Below are 14,728 nucleotides of genomic sequence, written 5' to 3' on the forward strand. Positions count from 1 at the left end.
AAAATTGACCAATATCAATTATCGCCTGAGCAAAGTCTATGATCCCGGAAAAGCGAATTATTCGACGCATTCAGTCTGGCGGTTGTGCTATCCACTGCCAGGATTGCAGCATCAGTCAGCTATGTATTCCTTTTACCTTAAATGAACACGAGCTCGATCAGCTTGATAATATTATTGAAAGAAAAAAACCCATCCAGAAGGGACAGGCATTGTTCAAAGCCGGCGATGAGTTGAAATCGTTGTACGCTATCCGCTCAGGTACCATTAAAAGTTATACCATCACCGAACAGGGTGATGAACAGATCACGGGATTCCATCTGGCAGGTGACCTGGTCGGTTTCGATGCGATCGGGAATGCACAACATCCAAGTTTCGCCCAGGCGCTGGAAACATCCATGGTGTGTGAAATCCCTTTTGAAACACTGGATGACCTCTCCGGCAAGATGCCCAATCTGCGTCAGCAAATGATGCGCCTGATGAGCGGTGAAATTCGTGGCGATCAGGATATGATTCTGTTGCTGTCGAAGAAAAACGCGGAAGAGCGTCTGGCGGCGTTTGTTTATAATCTGTCGCGCCGTTTTGCCCAACGCGGTTTTTCTCCTCGAGAGTTCCGTTTAACCATGACCCGTGGCGATATCGGTAATTATCTGGGGTTAACGGTTGAAACAATTAGTCGTCTGCTGGGGCGTTTTCAGAAGAGCGGCATTCTGGCGGTAAAAGGCAAATACATCACCATCGAGAATATCGATGCGCTTTCCGAACTGGCTGGTACTCCCCGTAACAAAGCCTAACTGATTGCCGGATCAGTGATTTTCTTATTTTATTGATCCGGTCCACATCATCTGTTGTCCAAAGCGATTCCATTGGGGTACTCTTAATTTACAGACTGTGGATCAACAGCTGTTTGGAGGACCTATGGCAAAGTATCAGAACTTACTTGTCGCTATTGACCCGAATCAGGATGACCAACCAGCGCTGCGTCGGGCGGTTTACCTGGTTCAGCGGCTCGGCGGCCGAATCAAGGCGTTTTTGCCTATCTATGATTTTTCTTATGAAATGACCACCCTGCTTTCTCCGGACGAACGGACAGAAATGCGGCAAGGCGTCATCCAGCAGCGTACCGAATGGATTACGGAACAGTGTAAATATTATCTTGATGCGGGCGTTCCGATAGAGATCAAAGTGGTCTGGCACAACAAGCCATTTGAAGCCATTATTCGGGAAGTGATTGCCGGACAGCATGACCTGCTGCTAAAAATGGCGCATCAGCATGACCGGCTGGAGGCCGTTATTTTTACCCCCACCGACTGGCAGTTATTGCGTAAATGCCCTTGTCCGGTCTGGATGGTGAAAGATCAGCCCTGGCCGGAAGAAGGACGGGCGTTGGTTGCCGTTAATTTGGCCAGTGAAGATCCGTATCACGATCCGCTCAATATTAAGCTGGTCTCCGAAACGCTGGAACTGGCAAAACAGGTGAACCAAACCGAGGTCCATCTGGTCGGCGCCTATCCGGTTACGCCCATCAACATTGCAATTGAACTGCCAGATTTTGATCCCGGTGTGTACAACGATGCTATTCGTGGTCAGCACCTGATTGCCATGAAATCATTGCGCCAGAAATTTAATCTGGATGAACGGGTGACTCATGTGGAAAAAGGTTTACCGGAAGAAGTTATTCCCGATTTAGCGGAGCATTTACAGGCCGGTGTCGTGGTACTGGGTTCGCTCGGCAGAACCGGTCTTTCCGCCGCGTTTATTGGTAATACCGTGGAACACGTCATCGATCACCTGAAATGTGACCTGCTGGCGATCAAACCCGATGACTTTGTTTCGCCGATTACGCTTGAAGACCAGGAAAACGAGGACGCGTAGAAAGAACACAGTCGGCATTTTAGATTTATAAATTGTAAAAAAGGGGCGATATTATCGCCCCTTCGCTTTTTCTCATATTACGTTGCTTACAGCGCTTTCAGGATCGCCTCTACGCTTGCTTTGGCATCACCAAACAACATCTGCGTATTTTCTTTAAAGAACAGCGGATTCTGAACGCCGGCATAGCCGGTATTCATTGAACGTTTGAATACGATAACGTTCTGCGCTTTCCACACTTCCAGCACCGGCATCCCGGCGATGGGGCTATGCGGATCTTCCTGTGCCGCCGGGTTAACCGTATCGTTGGCGCCAATGACCAGTACAGTATCGGTATCGGTGAAATCATCATTGATTTCATCCATTTCCAGTACGATATCGTAAGGGACCTTGGCTTCAGCCAGCAGGACGTTCATGTGCCCAGGCAAACGACCGGCAACCGGATGAATGCCAAAACGGACATTAATACCGCGAGCACGCAGTTTGGCCGTAATATCGTGAACCGGATATTGAGCCTGTGCTACCGCCATACCGTATCCCGGAGTGATAATCACAGAGGTTGAATTTTTGAGCAACTCTGCAACATCTTCCGCAGACGCTTCACGATATTCCCCCATTTCCTCGCTTGCGCCCGTGGAGGAGCCATCGGTACCGAAGCCCCCGGCGATCACGCTGATAAAGGAACGGTTCATTGCTTTACACATAATGTAAGACAGGATAGCACCGGAAGAACCAACCAGCGCGCCGGTAACGATCAGCAGGTCGTTGCTCAACATGAAACCGGCAGCGGCAGCGGCCCAACCGGAGTAAGAGTTCAGCATGGAAACCACGACAGGCATGTCTGCCCCGCCGATAGAGGCGACCAGATGCCAGCCGAACGCCAGCGCAATGATCGTCATCAGCAGTAAAGCGATAACCTGCAAAGCTACGCTGCCCGTATTAATGAAGACCAGCAACAGCAGGAAAGAAACAACCAGCGCCGCCAGGTTCATTTTATGGCGATGCGGCAGCATCAGGGGTTTGGATGAAATAATGCCGCGCAGTTTGCCAAACGCGACAACAGAACCGGTAAAGGTCACTGCACCGATGAAGATTCCCAGGAAGACTTCCGTCAAATGGATATTCACCATCACCGGATCGGTGATTTCGCCGTGATCGAGAAAACTGTTAAACCCAACCAGCACCGCGGCCAGACCCACAAAACTGTGGAGAATGGCAACCAGTTCCGGCATTTCCGTCATTTCAACTTTACGTGCCAGATAAACGCCGATCGAGCCGCCGATTACCATCGCGACGATAATCCAGGCCACATTTCCAGCATCAGGCCCCAGGATGGTGGCAAGCAGTGCAATCGCCATCCCGGTGACGCCAAAGATATTTCCCTGACGGGACGTTTCATGCTTGGACAAACCGGCCAAACTGAAAATAAATAAAATCGCGGCAACAATGTATGCAGCTGTAACTAATCCACCAGACATGTGTTACCCCTTAATTTTTGCGGAACATTTTCAGCATGCGCTGAGTGACGGTGAAACCACCGAAAATATTGATGCTGGCAATCAATACGGCAATAAAGGAAAAGAAAGACACCCATCCGCCGTGACCGATTTGCAACAATGCCCCTACAACGATAATGCCGGAAATCGCATTGGTTACCGACATCAGCGGCGTATGCAGCGCATGGCTGACGTTCCACACCACGTAGTAACCCACGACGCAAGCCAGAGCAAACACAGTAAAGTGAGACAAGAATTCTTTTGGCGCCACGTTAGCCAGCCAGCCAAACAGCAGGATCGCCAGCGCAAGGAAAGCATATTTCTTCCAGGGAGACGAGGGCTTGGCTTCTTCTTTCACCACCGCAGCGGCAGGCTTGGCCTGTTGCGGCTGAGCGGAAACCTGGATCGGCGGCGCTGGCCAGGTAACTTCGCCCTCTTTGACGACGGTTACTCCACGAATAACATTGTCTTCGAAATCAACGTCAATTTCGCCGTTCTTCTCTTTACACAGCAGTTTCAGCAGGTTAACCAGGTTGGTACCGTAAAGCTGAGAAGACTGAGTCGGTAAACGGCTTGGCAGGTCGGTATAACCGATAATCTTGACGCCGTTTTCCGTTACCGTTACCCGATCGGCAACGGTCAATTCGCAGTTGCCGCCCGTTTGCGCCGCCAGATCGACAATCACGCTGCCGGACTTCATGCTCAGCACCATCTCTTTGGTAATCAGACGCGGAGCCGGCTTACCGGGAATCAGTGCGGTAGTGACAATGATGTCCACTTCTTTTGCCTGTGCGGCGAACAATTCCATTTCCGCTTTGATAAAGGCTTCAGACATGACTTTGGCATAGCCGTCACCGCTGCCTGCTTCTTCTTCAAAGTCGAGTTCAAGGAACTCGGCGCCCATGCTTTTGACCTGCTCTTTTACTTCCGGGCGAGTATCAAAAGCACGAACAATCGCGCCAAGGCTTCCGGCCGCGCCAATTGCAGCCAGACCGGCCACACCGGCACCAATAATCATCACTTTTGCCGGCGGTACTTTACCGGCAGCGGTAATTTGTCCAGTGAAGAAACGACCAAATTCGTGGGCAGCTTCAACAATAGCGCGATAACCCGCAATGTTGGCCATGGAGCTGAGCGCATCCATAGACTGGGCTCGGGAAATACGAGGAACAGAGTCCATTGCCAGCACAGTCACCTGACGCGCAGCCAGCTTTTCCAGCAGTTCAGGATTTTGAGCCGGCCAGATAAAGCTGATCACGGTGCTTCCCGCTCGGGTCAGCTCAATTTCATCATCCTGCGGTGCATTCACTTTCAGAACGATGTCAGATTGCCAGACTTCAGTACTGTCAACAATTGACGCCCCGGCTTCCTGATATGCCGCATCGTCAAAGCTGGCCAGTTTCCCCGCTCCACTTTCTATCGCGACCTCAAAGCCAAGTTTTAGCAACTGCTCAACCGTTTTCGGCGTTGCTGCAACCCGTGCTTCATTGGTCAACCGTTCTCTTGGTACACCAATACGCATACTGATTCCCTTTTCGCTTATTTTTAACGACGGTTGTTATTTTCACTGTATCTATAATATGAATCAGCCGAGACCCGCTGCACTCTGTATCTCTTCAAGCAAATTCACCTATAACCTACTGAAAATGTGATCGATGATCCATACATAAAACGAATTTCACAGAAAAGCCGAGTTATCACGGGGATAGTCAGCTTTTTTTGGTCAGAAATCATGCTTATCTTCACCTTTTGTAGCATTATTATTGAAGTATTGTTCTGAGTCATTTCACAAAAATGATGTGTTATGGGCTTGTTAATGCAAAGAACAATATAAATATCCCTTATGATGGTAAAATAATCATTAACCGTCATTATTAGTGTTTTTCTCTATTCCGCAGAGAAAAAAATAACCGGGGATGTCGCTTAAAATGCTGAAGCGTACCGGTTTATTCCGTGCGATAATCGGCGACTATTCTGTTACATCTTGATCGCTCAGTAAGTTGTAAACCAAATGCATCAGGCGAAAGGATTTTTTATGAAGCTGAAGACTACTGTTATTGTATCCACGTTACTTTCATTAGCTGCATTTTCAGCGCACGCAGCACGGGAACTCACGCCGGAACAGGCTGAATCGCTAAAACCATTTGAGCGAATTTCCTTTATGGGGCGTTTTAATGCCATAAACGACGCCGTGGCCGCGGCATCAAAGCGTGCAGATAAATTAGGCGCCGAGTCGTTTTATGTTCAGAGCATGACCGACGTCAATTCTCGCGGTAACTGGAATGTAACGGTCGATCTCTATCATAAAGATGCTCCGAAGGTAGACCAGAAAGTCGAGTACCGCACGTTTTATGGTGTGAAAGAGCTGCCAAAAGATGAGGCTTACGCTCTGGAGCCGTTTGATACGGTCACCGTTAGCGGTTTCTTCCGCAGCCAGCCCGATCTGAATGATGCCATCGCAAAAGCGGCAAAAGATAAAAATGCTGACTCCTTCTATATTGTGCGTCAGATTGATGTGAATTCCGACGGCGCTAATCAGAAAGTTACGGCTTACGTTTATAAAGCCGATGCGCCAAAACGTCAGATTCAAAGTACGGATGCGATCCCGGCTGATTCCGATGCCGGCCGGGCGGCACTGGCAGCAGGCGGAGCGGAAGCCGCCAAAGTAGAAATCCCCGGCGTAGCCAACTCCGGTAGCCCGAGCCGCAACATTGGTAATTTCTTCGAGACCCAGTCATCAAAAGGTGGTCGTTACACGGTAACGCTTGCCGACGGTACAAAAATCGAAGAGCTTAACAACGCCACCGCGGCGCAGATGGTCCCGTTTGATTCCATTACCTTCCGCGGCAATTTCGCCACTATACCGGCTGTTTCTGAGGCGGTTGCCAAACGTGCCGCGCAAAAAGGCGCCAAGTACTACCACATTACCAAACAGGCGCAAAATAATGGCAACAACATGACAATCAGCGCCGATCTGTATAAATAATCGTTCTGGTTACCTCCTCTTCCGAGGGGTAAACTAAAATGAAAAAACCCGCATAGCCGCGGGTTTTTTCATTTTGTTCATCAGCGACAACCAGATGCAAATGGCACCTGCATCTCACTGCATTGAAGTCGCTTAGTTACTGGTATCCAACTCAGGGAAGCTTTTCACCAGTTCATCAATGGCTTTGATCTGTTGCAGGAAGGGTTCCAGCTTATCCAATGGCAGTGCGGAAGGTCCATCGCACTTTGCATTGGCCGGATCCGGATGCGCTTCGATAAAGAGTCCAGCCAGACCGACCGCCATACCCGCGCGAGCCAGTTCCGTCACCTGCGCACGGCGACCACCCGATGCCGCACCAAACGGGTCGCGACATTGCAGCGCATGAGTCACGTCAAAGATCACCGGGCAGCCGTTGGAAGCCTGCTTCATCACATTAAAGCCCAACATGTCCACGACCAGATTATCGTAGCCAAAATTACTGCCGCGATCGCACAGAATGATCTGATCGTTACCGCCTTCAATGAATTTATCGACGATGTTCCCAATCTGGCCCGGACTGACAAACTGGGGTTTCTTCACGTTAATAACGGCACCCGTTTTAGCCATGGCTTCAACCAGATCGGTCTGGCGCGCCAGAAACGCCGGCAATTGAATAACGTCCACCACATCGGCCACAGGCTGCGCCTGATAGGATTCGTGAACATCGGTAATGACTTTTACGCCGAAAGTCTGCTTCAATTCCTGAAAGATTTTCATGCCTTCTTCCAGACCTGGCCCACGGTAAGAATGAATTGAGGAACGATTAGCCTTGTCGAATGAGGCTTTAAATACGTATGGGATGCCCAGTTTTTGAGTTACCGTGACGTAATGCTCACAGATACGCATCGCCAGATCGCGTGATTCAAGTACATTCATGCCGCCAAACAGTACAAAAGGCAAATCGTTGGCAACCGGGATATCCCTTACCTTGACCACTTTGTTCTTCATACTTTTACCTTAATGTCGGATAACTCGAAATTGAATAAATTAAAAATGAACTCGTGCAAAACCGTGTCCATGTAAAACAATATCAATGTAAAACAATGTGCTTTTGTTCTATGGAGTGAATCTGAACCTTGATCATTTCACTCACCGGATCTTCAGGACACTGCTCAACAAAATAATTGAGATCGGACAACGCGATATGATCGCAATCCAGTTGTGCGTAAATCAGGCCGCGATCGCGGATTTCATAGGGATCATCCGGATCAAACTGCAATACCGCTTCACTGGCTCGCAGGGCCAACTCCATCTGTTTTTCTTCCATAAGCGCGACTTTCAGCGTATCAAGCATCTTACGCACAATGAGCACATTCTCGGCTTCATCCAGATCTTCATCCATCAACTGAGATGACGGACCAATGTTGCCTTTGAGCCATACATCCAGAATGTGTTCACTCAGCGTATCGCCATTTAACGGGTTGATCAGCCATATCTCTTCATCCAGCCAATCAGCCCGTAGAATCAACTGGGTCGGGAAAATCACGGGCAGCAGCGGCAGGCCGAGTTCATGGGCGATATGCAGAAAAATCACGCCTAAAGAAACCGGCATCCCCTGACGCGACTCAAGCACTTTATCCAGCCACAGCACATCGGAAAGCCGATATACTCCGCTGGCTCCGCCAAATCCCCAGGTGTGAAAAAAAAGCTCAATCAATTTCTCAAGTTGCAGATCCTGTTCAAGATCGTCAGCGATAACAGAACGAGCTTCATCAACCAGCTGTTGCAGATTTTGCCGCACATTCTGGGCGGGGAAGTCACGGCGGATGGCCTGTGAAACTAATACGACACCTTCACTTAACGGTGAACGGTTGAATTCAAAATCAGCAATAGAACTCATAGTTATTCCATCAGCAGCGGTAACTTAGTAAGCGAAATCTGCATAACCAGATAAAAGCATACCAAGGCGAATATAAACGCCAGCCAGCGAACTTTCTGGCTGCGTGGGCGTTTCCCCAAGGCGATCGAGCCAAGGAAGATATAAATAATAACGCCAAACAATTTTTCCGTCAGCCAGCTTTGTTCAGCGGTAAACGGATAAACATGATTAATGAAAACTAAAGCTAACCCACTGAGCAGCAGCAACGTATCATTAATATGCGGGAGTATTTTCACCCAGCGTTGCTGCAACACTGCCGACTGGCGGCATAACCAAAAAAAGCGCAGTACAAACAGAAAAAGACTGGCGCCGACAGTGATCATATGCAAATAGGCAAAACCCAGAAAAAGCACCACGCGAGTTTACTCCTGAATCATCGTGTTGTTATTGTTTTCGTCCATTATCCGAGCGAAAACTGTCCGAGCGAAACGCGGTCATTGCCGCCATAATCCTGACAGGTTTCAACGTGTGCGAACCCCTTCTGTTGCAAAAGTTGACGAACCACCGCGCCTTGCCGCCAGCCATGCTCCAGCACCAGCCAACCGTCCGGTTGCAAATAACCCATCGAGTTTTCAATGATGAAGCGCAGATCGGCCAGCCCGCCTTCTGCGGCAATCAATGCGCTGGCAGGCTCAAAACGCACATCGCCTTGGGAAAGATGACTATCTGCTGCATCAATGTAAGGCGGATTACTGACAATCAACGTAAAACGCATCGATGCCAGCGGCGAAAACCAGTCGCCTTGCAGGAATCGAACATTCTTTATGTTCAGCCGGTCTGCATTATGCTGAGCCAACGCGACGGCTTGCGGTTGAACGTCAATTCCCGTTACCTGGCAATCCGGACGTTCACTGGCGATAGACAATGCAATCGCCCCCGTGCCGGTACCTAAATCCAGTACACTGGCGGCGGTTCCGGATGGCAGCCGCTGCAATGCCTGTTCAACCAGACATTCTGTATCCGGACGAGGAATCAATGTCGCAGGCGATACGGCAAGCGACATTGACCAAAACTCGCGCTCACCGGTCAGATAGGCGACAGGCTCACCGTTCATCCGCCGTGCCAGCAAGGATTCCAGCCGTTGCAACTGCGTTTCCGTCAACATTGTCTCGCCAAACGCCACCAGAAACGTACGCGCCTTGCCCGTGACAAACCCCAGCAGCACCTCTGCATCGCGTTTCGGACTTTCCCCGGCGGCAAGACGCGCCGTCGCCGAGGTTAACCAGGCTTGATAATTCATTATTCCTGCTCGGATAGCGCCGCAAGCTGATCGGCCTGATATTCCTGCACCACAGGCTGAATCAGCATATCCAGTTTCCCTTCCATTGCTTCATCCAGACGGTAAAGCGTCAGGTTAATGCGATGGTCCGTCACCCTTCCCTGTGGGAAATTGTAAGTACGGATACGGTCTGAACGATCGCCGCTGCCAAGCAGATTACGGCGAGTAGAGGCCTCTTCCTGCTGGCGTTTTTGCATTTCTGCCGCCCGGATACGGGCGCCCAGCACGGATAGCGCTTTGGCCTTGTTTTTGTGCTGTGAACGTTCGTCCTGACATTCCACAACAATGCCTGTGGGCAGGTGGGTAATACGAATAGCGGAATCAGTGGTATTAACGTGCTGTCCGCCCGCCCCCGAGGAACGGAAGGTGTCAATACGTAAATCGGCCGGGCTGATTTCCGGCAGTTCGGCTTCCGGAATTTCCGGCATCACCGCCACGGTGCACGCGGAGGTGTGAATACGTCCCTGAGATTCAGTTGCCGGAACGCGTTGAACGCGGTGGCCGCCTGATTCAAACTTAAGCTGGCCGTAAACACCATCACCGGATACTTTTGCGATCACTTCTTTATATCCGCCATGTTCGCCGTCACTGGCGCTCATGATTTCAACTCGCCAGCGGCGAGCCTCGGCGTAACGGCTGTACATGCGGAAAAGATCGCCGGCAAAGATCGCCGCTTCATCCCCGCCGGTTCCGGCCCGCACTTCCAGAAAGCAACCGCGCTCATCATCGGGATCTTTCGGCAACAGCAGCACCTGAAGTTGCTGTTCCAACGCGTCATTGGCGGTTTTGGCCTGCTTTAATTCATCCTGAGCCATTTCACGCATTTCCGCATCATCCAGCATCAATTCTGCGGTCTGTATATCTTCTTGTACCTGCTGCCATTGTTGGAAACAGCGAGTAATATCAGTGAGCTGCGCGTATTCACGCGACAAGGCCCGAAAACGGTCCATATCAGCAATGACGCTGGGCTCACCAAGTAGCGCCTGAACTTCTTCATGGCGTTCTTGTAACGCTTCCAGTTTAGCAACAATAGAAGGCTTCATGCGGGCGGTTAAATCCTGTTAAGAGAGATGAATGCTAGTCCAGCCCAAGGCTGTCGCGTAAAATTTGTAAACGCTGCAGATCGCCATCACGAGCTGCCTGCTGAAGGGATTTGGTAGGTGCATGGATCAAACGATTGGTTAACCGGTGCGTCAGTTCCTGAATCACCGCTTCTACATCGTTACCCTGCTGTATGGCCGCCAGCGCTTTGGCGGTCATTTCCGCGCGCACTTCATCAGCCTGCGCCCGGTAATCACGGATGGTTTCCACTGCGGACTGCGATCGCAGCCAGGCCATAAAGTCGGAGCTTTCCTGCTGAACAATGGATTCAGCCTGAATGGCCGCCGCTTTACGCTGTGCAAGATTATGTTGAATAATGGCATGCAAATCATCAACGCTATAAAGATAGACGTTAGGCAACTTGCCAACTTCCGGTTCAATATCGCGTGGAACCGCGATATCCACCATCAACATTGGCTGATTACGTCTGGCTTTTAGCGTCCTTTCCATCATTCCTTTTCCGATAATTGGCAACGTACTGGCTGTCGAACTGATGACAATATCCGCATGGGCAAGTTGTTCATCGAGCTCGGCCAGCGTGATGACTTCCGCACCGACTTCCATCGCCAGCGCCTGCGCGCGTTCTCGGGTACGGTTGGCGATGACCATGCGTTGAACCTGATGTTCACGCAGATGACGGGCAACCAGTTCTATCGTTTCTCCCGCACCGACCAACAGCACGTTAACCTCGGTCAGAGATTCAAAAATCTGTCTCGCCAGGGTACAGGCGGCAAAAGCCACCGATACCGCGCTGGCTCCAATGTCGGTTTCAGTACGAACCCGTTTGGCCACGGTAAACGATTTCTGGAATAATCGCTCAAGTTCGCCGGAAAGCGACTGCTCGCGCTGCGATTCGGCAAAGGCTTTCTTTACCTGTCCCAGAATCTGAGGTTCGCCCAGCACCAATGAATCCAGCCCGCTGGCGACTCTCATCAGGTGACTGACCGCGGCGTTATCCTGATGCCAGTAGAGGCTCTGGCGAACTTCACCCTGATCCAAATGATGGTATTGACACAGCCACTCAATTAATTGTTCAAGTTGGTTTTCCTGCTCGTCAACGCTCAGATACAGTTCGGTACGGTTACACGTCGACAACAGCACTCCGCCTTGCACCAGCGGCTGCTGTAACAAGCTGTCGAGAGCCTTCCCCAGCGTATCCGGCGAGAAAACAACACGTTCCCGCAAAGAAACAGGAGCAGTTTTGTGATTAATACCAAGCGCAAGCAGGGTCATTGAACAATTCTTGAGTAATACCGGTGTTAGTATGGGTTTCGTCTGAAAGGCATTCTACTTGATGCGGGGAAGCAAGAAAAGCGACGGCGCGTGATGCGGCTCATATGAGGTATATACTCTATGGCAGGAAATAACCTGCGTCGCGGTGAAATAACAAACGTTGACGCTGAGCGACAAGCCCGTTAGCGTGACACACCTGTGGTACATAATACGATTGATAGGATCAAGCGATATGCCAATAAATACCGTCCGTTACCTGCGGTTGCTGCCGTTAGCCAGCCTGTTACTGACCGCCTGTAGCCTCAATCAACCCACCGGACCGGGGAAAAGTCCGACCTCGCCAGAGTGGCAACAGCATCAGCAAAAAGTACAGCAATTGAGCCAATATCAGACCCGGGGTTCCTTTGCCTATCTTTCCGATAGTAAAAAACTATATGCGCGTTTTTTCTGGCAGGAATCGTCTGCGCAACGTTATCGCCTGCTGCTGACCAACCCGCTGGGCAGTACAGAACTGGAACTACGCACTCAACCGGGTAGCGTACAGATTACGGATAATCAGGGAAAACGCTACGAGGGCAAGGATGCCGAATATATGGTGCAGCAGTTGACCGGCATGGCGATCCCCCTCAACAACTTGCGTCAGTGGATCATTGGCCTGCCGGGGGATGCGACCGACTTCACTCTCGACGATCAGTTTCTGCTGAATAAACTGACCTATCGTCAGGGGAATCAAAGCTGGACCGTCAACTATCAGAGTTACAACCGGAAGATCACCCCGCCTCTGCCGGAAAGTCTCGAACTCGTTCAGGGGGAACAGCGCATCAAGTTAAAAATGGATAACTGGACGGTAAATTAAGCCATGCAGCCCAATTGCATTGAAAAGTGGCCTTCGCCCGCCAAGCTCAATCTGTTCCTTTATATTACCGGCCGTCGGACGGATGGTTATCATCTGCTGCAAACGTTGTTTCAGTTTCTGGATTACGGCGACACGCTGACCATTACACGCCGTCAGGACGACAGCATTAATCTGCTCACACCGCTGAAAGATGTTGAGAACGAGCAAAATCTGATCGTTCGCGCCGCCCGACTTTTGCAACAACACTGTTTAGGTCATGGCATTCATCCCGTCCGTTTCGGTGCGGATATCCATATTGATAAATGTCTGCCGATGGGCGGAGGACTGGGCGGCGGTTCTTCCAATGCCGCCACGGCGCTGGTTGCGCTGAATCATTTGTGGGAATGCGGATTGGATACGGATACACTGGCAACGCTGGGCTTACAACTCGGTGCCGATGTTCCGGTGTTCGTTCGGGGCCATGCCGCATTTGCGGAAGGTGTCGGCGAAAAACTGACATCGGCATCCCCGCCGGAGAAGTGGTATCTGGTTGCCCATCCAGGGATCAGCATCGCCACCCCGCTTATTTTTGGCGATCCACAGCTAAAACGGGATTCTCCAGTGCGGTCTTTAGAAACGTTATTAAAACAGACCTTCGTCAATGATTGTGAAGCTATCGTAAGAAAACGTTTTCGTGAGGTTGAACAGCTACTTTCATGGCTGTTAGAATACGCTCCGGCGCGCCTGACCGGAACGGGGGCTTGTGTGTTTGCTGAATTCGACACCGAGTCCGAAGCCCGTCAGGTGCTTGACCAGGCCCCGGAATGGTTGAATGGGTTTGTCGCGCGAGGCGTTAATGTCTCTCCGTTGCAACGTACACTTTCCGGGCAACTTTAGGTTTTGATAATAGCGTTTTGCTGTTAAGCGTGTTTTATCAAGCCTGATTCATACACCCGTATGCATATTGTGCCTGTTATTGCGCCCTGCTCCCAAAGGCAATCAGGTACAATATTTCTCTGGACGCAAGCCTGAGGTTCTTCTCGTGCCTGATATGAAGCTTTTTGCTGGTAACGCCATCCCGGAACTAGCACAACGTATTGCCAACCGTTTGTACACCAGCCTTGGCGACGCCGCAGTCGGTCGTTTTAGCGATGGCGAAGTCAGCGTGCAAATCAATGAAAATGTACGCGGTGGTGATATTTTCATCATCCAGTCCACCTGCGCACCCACCAATGACAACCTGATGGAACTGGTTGTTATGGTTGATGCTCTGCGTCGCGCTTCCGCGGGACGTATCACCGCTGTTATTCCTTATTTTGGTTATGCTCGCCAGGATCGCCGGGTTCGTTCTGCCCGTGTGCCAATCACCGCCAAAGTGGTTGCCGATTTCCTGTCCAGCGTAGGTGTTGACCGCGTGTTAACGGTAGATCTGCACGCAGAACAGATTCAAGGCTTCTTTGACGTTCCAGTTGATAACGTTTTCGGTAGTCCTATCCTGCTGGAAGATATGCTGCAACAAAATCTGGAAAACCCTATCGTGGTTTCCCCGGATATTGGTGGCGTCGTCCGCGCCCGCGCCATTGCCAAGCTGCTCAATGATACCGATATGGCAATCATTGATAAGCGTCGTCCACGTGCCAACGTATCTCAGGTTATGCATATCATCGGCGACGTTGCCGGTCGTGACTGTATCCTGGTTGACGATATGATCGATACTGGCGGCACCCTGTGCAAAGCCGCGGAAGCATTGAAAGAGCGTGGTGCCAAACGCGTATTCGCCTACGCTACGCACCCGATTTTCTCAGGCAACGCGTATGACAACATTAAAAGCTCCGTCATTGATGAAGTGATTGTGTGCGATACCATTCCGCTTACCGATCACATCAAATCGTTGCCAAATGTGCGTACGTTGACCCTGTCAGGCATGCTGGCCGAAGCGATTCGTCGCATCAGCAACGAAGAATCAATCTCTGCCATGTTTGAGCATTAATCGTTTTAAACCAACCTATTG

At 50.6% G+C, this 14,728-nt stretch carries 14 protein-coding genes; 6 read left to right on the forward strand and 8 right to left on the reverse strand.

All coding sequences use genetic code 11. The annotated features are described in order from the left end of the window. Positions 1–38 precede the first annotated feature (38 nt). Together fnr and uspE are read left to right on the forward strand one after the other, a co-directional pair. On the forward strand, positions 39–791 hold the full coding sequence (fnr, locus tag B4923_RS09280; RefSeq protein ID WP_109054072.1) for a fumarate/nitrate reduction transcriptional regulator Fnr: 753 nt from the start codon (positions 39–41) through the stop codon (positions 789–791). A 124-nt stretch (positions 792–915) separates the two neighbouring features. Then, on the forward strand, positions 916–1,872 hold the full coding sequence (gene uspE, locus B4923_RS09285) for a universal stress protein UspE (protein WP_109054073.1): 957 nt from the start codon (positions 916–918) through the stop codon (positions 1,870–1,872). Between the two features lie 86 nt (positions 1,873–1,958). Here the strand turns inward: uspE and pntB are convergent, their stop codons facing one another. Beyond that, entirely contained in the window at positions 1,959–3,347 is a 1,389-nt protein-coding gene (gene pntB / locus B4923_RS09290; protein ID WP_109054074.1) for a Re/Si-specific NAD(P)(+) transhydrogenase subunit beta, read from the reverse strand. Between the two features lie 10 nt (positions 3,348–3,357). Then, the gene (gene pntA / locus B4923_RS09295; RefSeq protein ID WP_109054075.1) at positions 3,358–4,887 is read right to left on the reverse strand and encodes a Re/Si-specific NAD(P)(+) transhydrogenase subunit alpha; all 1,530 of its coding nucleotides are present in this window, start codon (positions 4,885–4,887) and stop codon (positions 3,358–3,360) included. 513 nt (positions 4,888–5,400) lie between these two features. Between pntA and ydgH the strand changes: the two genes are divergently transcribed. Further along, positions 5,401–6,351 carry a DUF1471 family protein YdgH gene (ydgH, locus tag B4923_RS09300; RefSeq protein WP_109054076.1) on the forward strand — a complete coding sequence of 317 codons (951 nt, stop codon included), beginning with the start codon at positions 5,401–5,403 and terminating at the stop codon, positions 6,349–6,351. A 132-nt stretch (positions 6,352–6,483) separates the two neighbouring features. Here the strand turns inward: ydgH and kdsA are convergent, their stop codons facing one another. The 6 genes from kdsA to hemA form a co-directional block, all read right to left on the reverse strand. After that, positions 6,484–7,338: a 3-deoxy-8-phosphooctulonate synthase gene (kdsA, locus tag B4923_RS09305; protein WP_109054077.1), complete on the reverse strand. Its 855-nt coding sequence runs from the start codon at positions 7,336–7,338 to the stop codon at positions 6,484–6,486. 82 nt (positions 7,339–7,420) lie between these two features. Next, the gene (gene sirB1 / locus B4923_RS09310) at positions 7,421–8,230 is read right to left on the reverse strand and encodes an invasion regulator SirB1 (protein WP_109054078.1); all 810 of its coding nucleotides are present in this window, start codon (positions 8,228–8,230) and stop codon (positions 7,421–7,423) included. A gap of 2 nt (positions 8,231–8,232) precedes the next feature. After that, complete coding sequence (locus B4923_RS09315; protein WP_281261836.1) at positions 8,233–8,625, reverse strand: SirB2 family protein; 393 nt, start codon at positions 8,623–8,625, stop codon at positions 8,233–8,235. Positions 8,626–8,669: 44 nt separating this feature from the next. Then, positions 8,670–9,509 carry a peptide chain release factor N(5)-glutamine methyltransferase gene (gene prmC / locus B4923_RS09320; RefSeq protein WP_109054079.1) on the reverse strand — a complete coding sequence of 280 codons (840 nt, stop codon included), beginning with the start codon at positions 9,507–9,509 and terminating at the stop codon, positions 8,670–8,672. Continuing rightward, a complete protein-coding gene (prfA, locus tag B4923_RS09325; protein WP_109054080.1) occupies positions 9,509–10,591 on the reverse strand; it encodes a peptide chain release factor 1 in 1,083 nt (360 codons plus the stop codon). Before prfA ends, prmC begins: the two co-directional genes overlap by 1 nt. A gap of 34 nt (positions 10,592–10,625) precedes the next feature. Further along, positions 10,626–11,882: a glutamyl-tRNA reductase gene (hemA, locus tag B4923_RS09330; protein WP_109054081.1), complete on the reverse strand. Its 1,257-nt coding sequence runs from the start codon at positions 11,880–11,882 to the stop codon at positions 10,626–10,628. A 232-nt stretch (positions 11,883–12,114) separates the two neighbouring features. Between hemA and lolB the strand changes: the two genes are divergently transcribed. From lolB to prs, 3 genes are all read left to right on the forward strand, one after another. Beyond that, complete coding sequence (lolB, locus tag B4923_RS09335) at positions 12,115–12,738, forward strand: lipoprotein insertase outer membrane protein LolB (protein WP_109054082.1); 624 nt, start codon at positions 12,115–12,117, stop codon at positions 12,736–12,738. A 3-nt stretch (positions 12,739–12,741) separates the two neighbouring features. Next, complete coding sequence (ispE, locus tag B4923_RS09340; RefSeq protein ID WP_109054083.1) at positions 12,742–13,614, forward strand: 4-(cytidine 5'-diphospho)-2-C-methyl-D-erythritol kinase; 873 nt, start codon at positions 12,742–12,744, stop codon at positions 13,612–13,614. A 145-nt stretch (positions 13,615–13,759) separates the two neighbouring features. Next, complete coding sequence (prs, locus tag B4923_RS09345) at positions 13,760–14,707, forward strand: ribose-phosphate diphosphokinase (protein ID WP_146187255.1); 948 nt, start codon at positions 13,760–13,762, stop codon at positions 14,705–14,707. Positions 14,708–14,728: the final 21 nt, after the last annotated feature.

The organism is Brenneria roseae subsp. americana, assembly GCF_003115815.1.
Taxonomy (GTDB): domain Bacteria; phylum Pseudomonadota; class Gammaproteobacteria; order Enterobacterales; family Enterobacteriaceae; genus Brenneria; species Brenneria roseae.

Excerpts from the sequence above, each read along its gene's own strand:
- fnr (WP_109054072.1), top strand. The coding sequence starts at position 39 with ATGATCCCGGAAAAGCGAATTATTCGACGCATTCAGTCTGGCGGTTGT.
- uspE (WP_109054073.1), top strand. The coding sequence starts at position 916 with ATGGCAAAGTATCAGAACTTACTTGTCGCTATTGACCCGAATCAGGAT.
- pntB (WP_109054074.1), bottom strand. The coding sequence starts at position 3,347 with ATGTCTGGTGGATTAGTTACAGCTGCATACATTGTTGCCGCGATTTTA.
- pntA (WP_109054075.1), bottom strand. The coding sequence starts at position 4,887 with ATGCGTATTGGTGTACCAAGAGAACGGTTGACCAATGAAGCACGGGTT.
- ydgH (WP_109054076.1), top strand. The coding sequence starts at position 5,401 with ATGAAGCTGAAGACTACTGTTATTGTATCCACGTTACTTTCATTAGCT.
- kdsA (WP_109054077.1), bottom strand. The coding sequence starts at position 7,338 with ATGAAGAACAAAGTGGTCAAGGTAAGGGATATCCCGGTTGCCAACGAT.
- sirB1 (WP_109054078.1), bottom strand. The coding sequence starts at position 8,230 with ATGAGTTCTATTGCTGATTTTGAATTCAACCGTTCACCGTTAAGTGAA.
- prmC (WP_109054079.1), bottom strand. The coding sequence starts at position 9,509 with ATGAATTATCAAGCCTGGTTAACCTCGGCGACGGCGCGTCTTGCCGCC.
- prfA (WP_109054080.1), bottom strand. The coding sequence starts at position 10,591 with ATGAAGCCTTCTATTGTTGCTAAACTGGAAGCGTTACAAGAACGCCAT.
- hemA (WP_109054081.1), bottom strand. The coding sequence starts at position 11,882 with ATGACCCTGCTTGCGCTTGGTATTAATCACAAAACTGCTCCTGTTTCT.
- lolB (WP_109054082.1), top strand. The coding sequence starts at position 12,115 with ATGCCAATAAATACCGTCCGTTACCTGCGGTTGCTGCCGTTAGCCAGC.
- ispE (WP_109054083.1), top strand. The coding sequence starts at position 12,742 with ATGCAGCCCAATTGCATTGAAAAGTGGCCTTCGCCCGCCAAGCTCAAT.